This is a genomic window from Raineya orbicola (genome assembly GCF_002843425.1).
GTDB lineage: Bacteria > Bacteroidota > Bacteroidia > Cytophagales > Thermonemataceae > Raineya > Raineya orbicola.
In genome coordinates this window covers 1-8,061 of record NZ_NKXO01000064.1, presented here as the reverse complement: position 1 = coordinate 8,061, position 8,061 = coordinate 1, and the positions used below count along the sequence as shown (strand labels likewise).

The 8,061-nt window shown below is 34.1% G+C and carries 6 protein-coding genes; all 6 read right to left on the bottom strand.

What is annotated here, in order from left to right:
* Positions 1-396 precede the first annotated feature (396 nt).
* Complete coding sequence (locus Rain11_RS13215; RefSeq protein WP_101359844.1) at positions 397-1,857, bottom strand: hypothetical protein; 1,461 nt, start codon at positions 1,855-1,857, stop codon at positions 397-399.
* A 2-nt stretch (positions 1,858-1,859) separates the two neighbouring features.
* Positions 1,860-3,032 carry a 3'-5' exonuclease gene (locus tag Rain11_RS13210; protein ID WP_101359843.1) on the bottom strand — a complete coding sequence of 391 codons (1,173 nt, stop codon included), beginning with the start codon at positions 3,030-3,032 and terminating at the stop codon, positions 1,860-1,862.
* 11 nt (positions 3,033-3,043) lie between these two features.
* The gene (locus Rain11_RS13205) at positions 3,044-5,470 is read right to left on the bottom strand and encodes an Hsp70 family protein (RefSeq protein ID WP_101359842.1); all 2,427 of its coding nucleotides are present in this window, start codon (positions 5,468-5,470) and stop codon (positions 3,044-3,046) included.
* Between the two features lie 322 nt (positions 5,471-5,792).
* Positions 5,793-6,761 (bottom strand): DUF3887 domain-containing protein, encoded by a 969-nt coding sequence (locus Rain11_RS13200; RefSeq protein WP_101359841.1) that lies wholly within the window; start codon positions 6,759-6,761, stop codon positions 5,793-5,795.
* A 190-nt stretch (positions 6,762-6,951) separates the two neighbouring features.
* Positions 6,952-7,149: a hypothetical protein gene (locus Rain11_RS13195; protein WP_101359840.1), complete on the bottom strand. Its 198-nt coding sequence runs from the start codon at positions 7,147-7,149 to the stop codon at positions 6,952-6,954.
* A gap of 1 nt (position 7,150) precedes the next feature.
* Positions 7,151-7,600, bottom strand: coding sequence for an HRDC domain-containing protein (locus tag Rain11_RS13190; protein WP_101359839.1), 450 nt, complete (start codon positions 7,598-7,600; stop codon positions 7,151-7,153).
* Positions 7,601-8,061: the final 461 nt, after the last annotated feature.

Below are 8,061 nucleotides of genomic sequence, written 5' to 3'. Positions count from 1 at the left end.
TATTCCGATTGGAGATGGTTGTTGGCAAAATGTCTTTGTTGAGATTAAAGTCACAACAAATAAGAAAACGGTAATTTTTTTTGTCGTCATATTTTCTGTTCTTTCGGTTTTACAATTAGCTATAACGGTTTGGGTATTGGCGTAGTGGCGGATTTTTAGCATTAAAGTTCATACGAAGAACTGCACTTGAACCTACCACAAAACTGTCATACGAAGCACTGCACCCGCCATTACGCCAATACCTTGTTATCGGTTCGCCCTTCTTGTCTGTATGTTGTTTGTCCATTCATTTGGTCTGTCGTGGTGCGTTGGCTTGGCGGCTCTTTTGCAAAACTTGGTTTGTGGGCTAGCTTGAGCAGTTTTGCAAATGTGCCACCAAATGTGTTGGCTTATTGATTAAACTTGATTAAACAATGTTCCTATAGTTCCTTTCTTTCTAATTCCCTTTGCTCTGCCAATTTTTATTATTTCTATTTCGTTCATTTGTTTTGCAACGTTTTCCACAATTCCAACTTGTGTACTTTGACCTGTTTGTTCTTTAATCATTTCAGCAATATCAGCCATTTTAATTTCAGACTGCTTTGAAAGTGCGTCTTGAATAATCTTTTGATACTGACTTGATATGTTCGATTTGTTTTCCTTTTTGTTTTGCAAGGCAGATTGAACATTTGATGTTATTTTAGTTTGTTTTGGCTCTTCAACTTGGTTTTCAAATGTTTGTTCTTCTATTTGATTTTCTTCTTCGGAATTTTTAGTTAATTTTTCTTCTTCAACCTTTCCACCAATGTTTTTCCCTAAGTCCGTTTTAACTTGTTCTTGATTTACTTCCGTGTCTATTTCTTTTTGCTGTGCTTTATAGCTTTTATAGAAACGTAAATTCAAAACATCGTAGTAATTATCATAGAATTTTCGAAACCCAAAAAATGCTCCTAAAAGAATAACAGAATAATAAAAACTATCACCAAAACCTTTAAGATAGTCTAAGTTTTTAATTAGTTTGGTTTGTGAAATATCATCAGATTTACGTATTTCGTCTCGAAGCATTAAATAAAGTGGAGCAATAACATATTGTTTTATCTCGCCTGTTGTAGTTTGCGAAACATAGCCTTTTAATTGTTCTTTTGTTTCCAAATACTTTATAATATCAAGCAACTTTACCGTTGGATTTGCAGAATTGAGTTTCTCTAAAAACTTGTGTATTCCACTACCTTCAAATGTTTGCAGACCTTTGCTGTATGCAAAAACTTGGCCTGCATCATAAAAGTAACCAAGGGTAGAATTTGGAAAATAGTCAAAACGGTCATAAGCAATAAGATACTCCCAATAATTTCCATTTTTAATTTCGCTTGCTTTCGTTGCGTGTTTTCTATATTCTAATCCGGTAAAAATATTTTTAAGTCCGATATTTGCGATATAATTTTCTACAGGATTTTCTATTTTACAGATTTTCCAAAGTGCCGAAATTGCTTTTTCAACGTCTTTATTTTCAATTTCTTTTTCTATTGAAGGCAGTAAGGTTTCAAAAATTGGTTTTTCAAGTCTTATTCTTTGGTCAATTTTTGACTCAATAGATGCTTTAGCTTGTTGGGAAAGTGGATATATAGCAACAATATTTTGAATTTCAAGTTGAATAAAATCAGTTTCATTAGAAGTTTCATTTTCCAAATGAAGAATTAAATATTCTTCCTCATATTCAAAAGGTGTAACCGTTTGGAATTGTTTAATTATGCTTTCTTGGATTTTTTTATTGATATTGCCATCAAATTCTACAAGTTGCGATTTAGGTATAAAAGTATATCCGAATCTGTAAAACAGATTGAACTGATTTCGTAGTATTATACTTAAAAATTGTTTCATCTTTAAAAGTCAAAATTATTTCTTGAATGATTGGTTGTTCTTGGGTTTAAGATGTCTGAGATTGAAATTTTAGTGCATTCGTCTTTAAACTTATTAACTAAATCGTGAGTGTAACCAAAATACGTTAGGTACAGATTTTTTCTACTTCTTGTCATTGCCACCATAAACAAAGTTTCTGCATTACTTGGATGCAAATAAAAATGTGTATTTAAAAAAGGTAAAAATACATTATCAAAGTCAAGTCCTTTTGAACTATGGTAGGTCATTAAAATTGCTTCTTTGTTTTGCTCTGCATTTTTTAACGCTCCATATCCGCTTCCAATAAATTGCAATTTTATTCCACTACTTCTAAAATGTCTGTTCAAATCTTCGTAATCTGGTTTACCGTATTGATTTTTTTTCTCACTCCATTGAGATTTACCATTTGCTGATAATACAAGATTTGCAAACTTTGTAATTGCATTGGTTGTAGGAAACAGAATTACGGAAGTGTCGCCAACATTTGCACCTTTTAATGCTTCCTGATAAATATATTTCACTTCTTCTTGTTCGCTTGATGCTTCGCATAAACGTATATTAACATCTTGTTTGGTCAAATCTCGTTTTGCTCCCCAAATATTCATTGAAGGCAAAATCTTCTGAACAGCGTTGATGATACTTCGTGTTAAACGATGTATCATATTTAGGGTGAATGGTCTTGCGTTAATAATATCACCAACCTGTTCAGGGTTTACAACCTGCTCTCTCCATTTAGGGTCTTTGTCAAAAATTGATTGGTTTGAATCACCTGCCACAATAACTTTTCTTGCACGGTTGTTCATTGCGTATAAAACCTTAGCTGGTAAATCTTGAACTTCATCACAAAAAATATAATCGTATTTCTGAGAGTCTCTGTCCACAAATTCATAATACGTCATTACAGGAATTGAACTTGGCAGATTGAGTTCTTGCATTCCAGTTTTGAACATATCAATAAGTGAATGAGTATAAACCACAACTGCAACTTTTGCGTTTGGTTCTTTCTGAACTATATTTTTCAAAGAATGAATAAGTAAAACGGATTTGCCACTACCAGCGAACCCTTTTACCCAAATGTTTCCCGTTTTTTTTGACTCAACATTGATAAATTCCCTTTGGTCGGGGTCAAGTTGGTCTTCTCTTATCATCCAAGCCATAATATCTTTTTTTATTGTTTTATTAACCCTCCTTCTCTTGAAGTAACGGTTAGATTTTCTGAATTATATAATTTTTCTCCCTTGAATTGAGGTTTTGATTCTCTTACTTGCTGAGCAAAATCTCTCATTCCTAATTCGTCAGCTGCGGACGATAGCCAACCATAATCGCTTTCACTCATTTGGTTAGTGTCAAATTTTCTTTTCCAAGTATTAAAAGCCTTTTCAATCATTTTTATGCCTTCTGGATTTTTTTCACTTTTGAGGATTTTACCTAATTCATATAAACTGTGTGGTTTTTCGGGGTCGAGGCGTAGTGATTCTTCTAAAATTTCTTTGAATTTGCTTCTGTCTTTATCTTTTAATTTGTAAGCGTAATTAAAAGCGGTAGTTGCATTTTTATTTAAATAGAAACTCTTTTCATAATATTCTAATGCTTTGTCGTCATAACCCGCACTTGAATATAAAATGCCAATTTCATTGTAATTATGAACACTTGGATAAAGCTCATTTAGTAGCTCTAATGTTTCTGCTGCCCTGTAATAATTTCCGACTTTTTTGTAAGCCTTATAAAGCGTTTCTAATCCTTGTTTGGTGGGTTTTCCGCCATTTTGCTCTGCTTCAAGGTTTGCTTGTCTCTCTGCTTTCAAGACAATTCTCTGTTCTGTGGTTAGTTCTTTGTTAGCAAATGGATTTAGCGGTTCAACCATTACCTGTTTTCCATCTGCTGTTGCTCTTGCAAGTAAAAGTTTGTCGGTTGTGATTTCTAATTCCAACTTTACAGGTGTATTACGTTTGAACCCTTGTGAATCACCGCATACGATTTTAATGTTGTAAAGAAGTTTATTTACATTTCCTAAACAGATTGGTAATTCAATAGCTTGTTGTCCGTCTTGGCTTGTTACTAAATCATCAATTACGATTAAGTCGCAAGGGATATGCGTTCCTGCTTTGAGAATCACTTTTGGCGTTTCATCTTTTGTAATTACAAGAAATGGCTCACTTGTAATAGGCTGAATAATATTCTTTCCAAAGCCATTGTAAACAAGTGAGTGAATTGCTGCACCTATTGAAACGTGAGTTTGCAAATCTCGTGGAACTAATAAATCAGACTCTTTGAAATATTCTTTCAAAGCCGCTTGCACATAAGGATTTTTAGAACTTCCGCCAATTAACAAAACATAATCTATCTCGTCTTTGGTTAGTGAAGCCTTTTTTAAGGCGGTTTGAATTGGGCTAAAAATAGTCGCAAACTCATCTTCTACAATTTTGGTCTTGTATGGAACAATTGTAGTTGATTTTAGAAACGCTTTCATTATTTCGTTGAACTCTGCGTAGGAAAGTTTTGGTTCGGTCAATGTTAATAGCCCTTTTCTTGTGTCAATTTCAACACGATTTCCTACGGAAACATAATCTTTACTTGTTGCGTTGGCTGGTAAAGTACGATTGTTTGTTTGTAAAGCAATGTTTTCGCAAATCATTATTTTAAGTTGCTCTGCTGATTTTAGAAGCTGGCTCACTATTCTGTTTTTTTCAGGTGTTCTAAAATCATCTTTATTCATTCCGCTTTCTTTAAGAAGTTGCGGAAACAAATAATCGATAGCAATAAGTCGGTCTATATCATCTCCACCCAATTTTTCAAATTTTGAAATAGAAAGATTTTTAGAGTAAATGCCGTTTAAGTCTTTTCCCAATTCAAGAATTGAAACATCACAAGTTCCTGCACCAAAATCAAAAACTAAAATTTTCGGGTTATCTCCGTCTGGAATTTTTATTGGGTTTTGTTCTAATGACGAAACTTGAACATAACTAAGAAAAGCCGCATTAGGTTCGTCAATCAAAGATTGCTTGTTTATTGAAATTCCGTTTTGTTCAAGTGCATAAATCAATTCTTTTCGTTGGTTTGCTTCAAAAGAAGCTGGAATACTTACTGCAAATTGAACATTTGACGGTAAGTTTTTTTCTCTTATGTAACGGTCAATCTGTGCTTTCAGATATTGAAAGAAAACTTTTGCAGCGTCTTTTGGATTCAAAATAGGGAAGTCGCTATTTCTGTCAAGTTCACTATTATAATATTTTGAACCAAGGTCTTCGCCCAATTCCATTTTGAACGAATACCAAACATTTACACCTTTTTTCAGTTGATATTTCAAGTCTGCTGCACCTTTCCCAACTAAAAGTTGTTGGTTGTGCCAAGCAATTACAGTCGGTATTTTTTCTGACGACATTATCGCACCGTCATAAAGTTTTTGGTTTAACCAAATTGGGGCAGTCAAAATTTCTTTTGTTTCCTTGTCAATAGTTGCAACTGAAACAACTGTCGTAGAAGTTCCAAAGTCAATACCGATAAATGTGGTATTAAAAATGTCTGTCACAGGTTTTGCAACTTGGGCATTTCTTAATGCTGGAAATAAACTTTGAATGTTAATATCTGTCGCCATTGTTCAAATTAATTCTGTCAATTTAGTTTAAGCTGCCTGTTGTGCGGTTGGTGCAAAAGCAAATGTGCTGCATTTGGTCGGGTTTGAGCGTGGGTATGCAGCTCTTTTGATTTTGCTGAAGCGTTGGCTTGTTCGTTCATTTGTCTGTCTGTTGAATTTAAGCACGGTCGTTCATAGGGTGACCGATAACGGAAAACGGCTTGGCGATGTGGCGGATTTTTAGCACTGAAGTTCAATAGAATTACTGCCGTTGAACCTTGCACAAATGTTCATAAAAGTTCCTTCAGCCGCCATATTGCCAAACCGATGTTGTGTGCCGTTTTTATTTAAGGTTTTTTATTCTTTCGTTTTGAATCGGTGAATAATCTGTTTTTGTTTGTCCATTTACTTGTATTTTGTCAAAGTAGCATTTTACTCCTGTTGCTATATTCATATCTTCTACGTTTTGAATGTGAAAATGTAAATGTGGTTCAGAAGAGTTTCCTGAGTTTCCACAAAGTCCAAGAAGTTGTCCTTGTTTAACTTTTTGTCCTTGCTTAACAACTATTGAATGTTGTTTGAAATGAGCAAAAAACAAGTATTCGTTATTAGCGGTTTTTATGATTACAGTGTTTCCCGGAACGTAAATTGGGTTTAATGTTCCTGGCACATTGTCTTTGACACCATCAACAACCAAAACAATTTCGCCATCGCAAGGTGCAATCAGTTCTTTACCAAAAGCATAATAATCTTCGTTGGTTTTTCCGTCAGTTTTGAATGAATTTCCTTTGTCGTCTTTTATAACAATGTCAAAAGCATTCTTTTGTGCTTCGCTTTCTACGTGATAATTTAGTTCTTTTGTGTCACCACCCCAAACAACTGTCCATTCTTCATTGAAAGGTAGTATGAGTTTGGTCTTATTCCTTTCAAGTTTTGGAAGATTATCAGCTTTGAATGGTTTGACAAATAGTCCATTAATTTTTGAATTATTGTCAATAGAAATATTTACTGCAAATAATGCCCTTTCAAAAGTTGTTTTGTAAGACGCGTAGGTCTGTTCATATTTTACAAACTCACGTTTTGTTATTTTTCCTGCTTGTTGTTTTAGTCCTGTTAAAAAATCTTTTGTTTTATCAAGTGGTAATGCAGATTGCATTTCTGGCGAAAAAGAATTAAATATTGCTTCAAAGTTGTCAGAATTGTAGTTTAATTCAAAACTGTTTGCAACTGTTTTATAAGCTTCTTTTTCAGTCTGTCCAAATGTAAAATTTGTCAAAAATGTAAAAATTAAAATTGTCAGTATTCTTTTCATAAATTTTCTGTTTTGCAGTCTGCTCGTAAAATGGCACACAACGTTTTGGCGCTTGGCGCAGTGGCGGATTTCGGAGCACAAAACTGTCAATTCACCACAAAAGTTGATGCGAGGCAGAATGTTCAATTAACCACGTCACCCGCCATTGAGCCAAACGCCTGTTGTGCGTTCGTTGTTATTTTGTATGTGTCTATTTAATTCCAAGTATATTGTTTATTTTTTTAGTTCTGTTATAGCTTGTTCTGCCGTAATCTTCAATTAATTTACCCACTTTGTTCATTTGAGTGTTCCAATCTTGCCAATCTTCTTCTGAAACCGCAGAGTTAAATTTTTCATTCAGGATTTTCACCTGTTCTTTTATCTCGTCATATTTTTTGTCGTTCTCCATTTTAAATTGAATTTAAAACAGCAATTATATCGTCTCCGAATTTTGCAATTTTCTGTCCGCCAAAACCTTTAATGTTTGATAGTTCGTCTAAAGTTTGAGGTTTAACTTTCGCAATTGTCATCAGTTCGGTGTTGTGACAAACCATAAAACTTGGTATGTTAAGTTGTGTTGCTTTGTCTTGTCGCCACTGTTTTAGTGTTGCAAAAATTCTTTTCTCTTCATCTGTTAGTTCGTTCTCGTCTGTTATTGATATTTTGTCGGAATTTTTTACTTGTCTCTCTGTTTTTTGGTCATCATAGAAAACTAAAATAGACCAAAAGTTAGGTTGTCCGTTGATGAGTTCGGTTGCAGTCTTTTTTACTGTCACGCTGTCCAAAAAGCTGTTTAAGTTGTCTTGGTCGCTTTGCAAATTCTCTTTTGTCAGTCTGATATGAAAAACTTTTACTTTCATAGGGTCAATTTTACAAATTTTTCGGCTCACTCGTCAGACGTATCGCAGACGACTTTTTTGTCGTCCGATACAATGACGCACAACGTTTTGGCGCTTGGCGCAGTGGCGGATTTCGGAGCACAAAACTGTCAATACACCACAAATGTTGATGCGAGGTAGAATATTCAATTAACCACTTCACCCGCCATTGAGCCAAACGCCTGTTATAGCCTGTATTTATTGTTTTCTCAGGTACACAGTCAATTGCATACCTTTATTCGTTGCTTTCATATAACTTCTTAATAGTCCGTGAAATATTTTAGGGAAATAGTAAATTGAACAAACATCATATTTACAATATGACCGCCAAGTTATGAATTAGTGGATATTGACGGCGTTTAATTTAACAAAATTAAGAAAGATTTCATCATTAAGAAAATCCTTATTGTTTTTTTGTGAGGTATAAAAAAAATACTTATAGC

Coding starts and splice junctions, on each gene's coding strand:
- Rain11_RS13215 (WP_101359844.1), bottom strand. CDS start 1,857: ATGAAACAATTTTTAAGTATAATACTACGAAATCAGTTCAATCTGTTT.
- Rain11_RS13210 (WP_101359843.1), bottom strand. CDS start 3,032: ATGGCTTGGATGATAAGAGAAGACCAACTTGACCCCGACCAAAGGGAA.
- Rain11_RS13205 (WP_101359842.1), bottom strand. CDS start 5,470: ATGGCGACAGATATTAACATTCAAAGTTTATTTCCAGCATTAAGAAAT.
- Rain11_RS13200 (WP_101359841.1), bottom strand. CDS start 6,761: ATGAAAAGAATACTGACAATTTTAATTTTTACATTTTTGACAAATTTT.
- Rain11_RS13195 (WP_101359840.1), bottom strand. CDS start 7,149: ATGGAGAACGACAAAAAATATGACGAGATAAAAGAACAGGTGAAAATC.
- Rain11_RS13190 (WP_101359839.1), bottom strand. CDS start 7,600: ATGAAAGTAAAAGTTTTTCATATCAGACTGACAAAAGAGAATTTGCAA.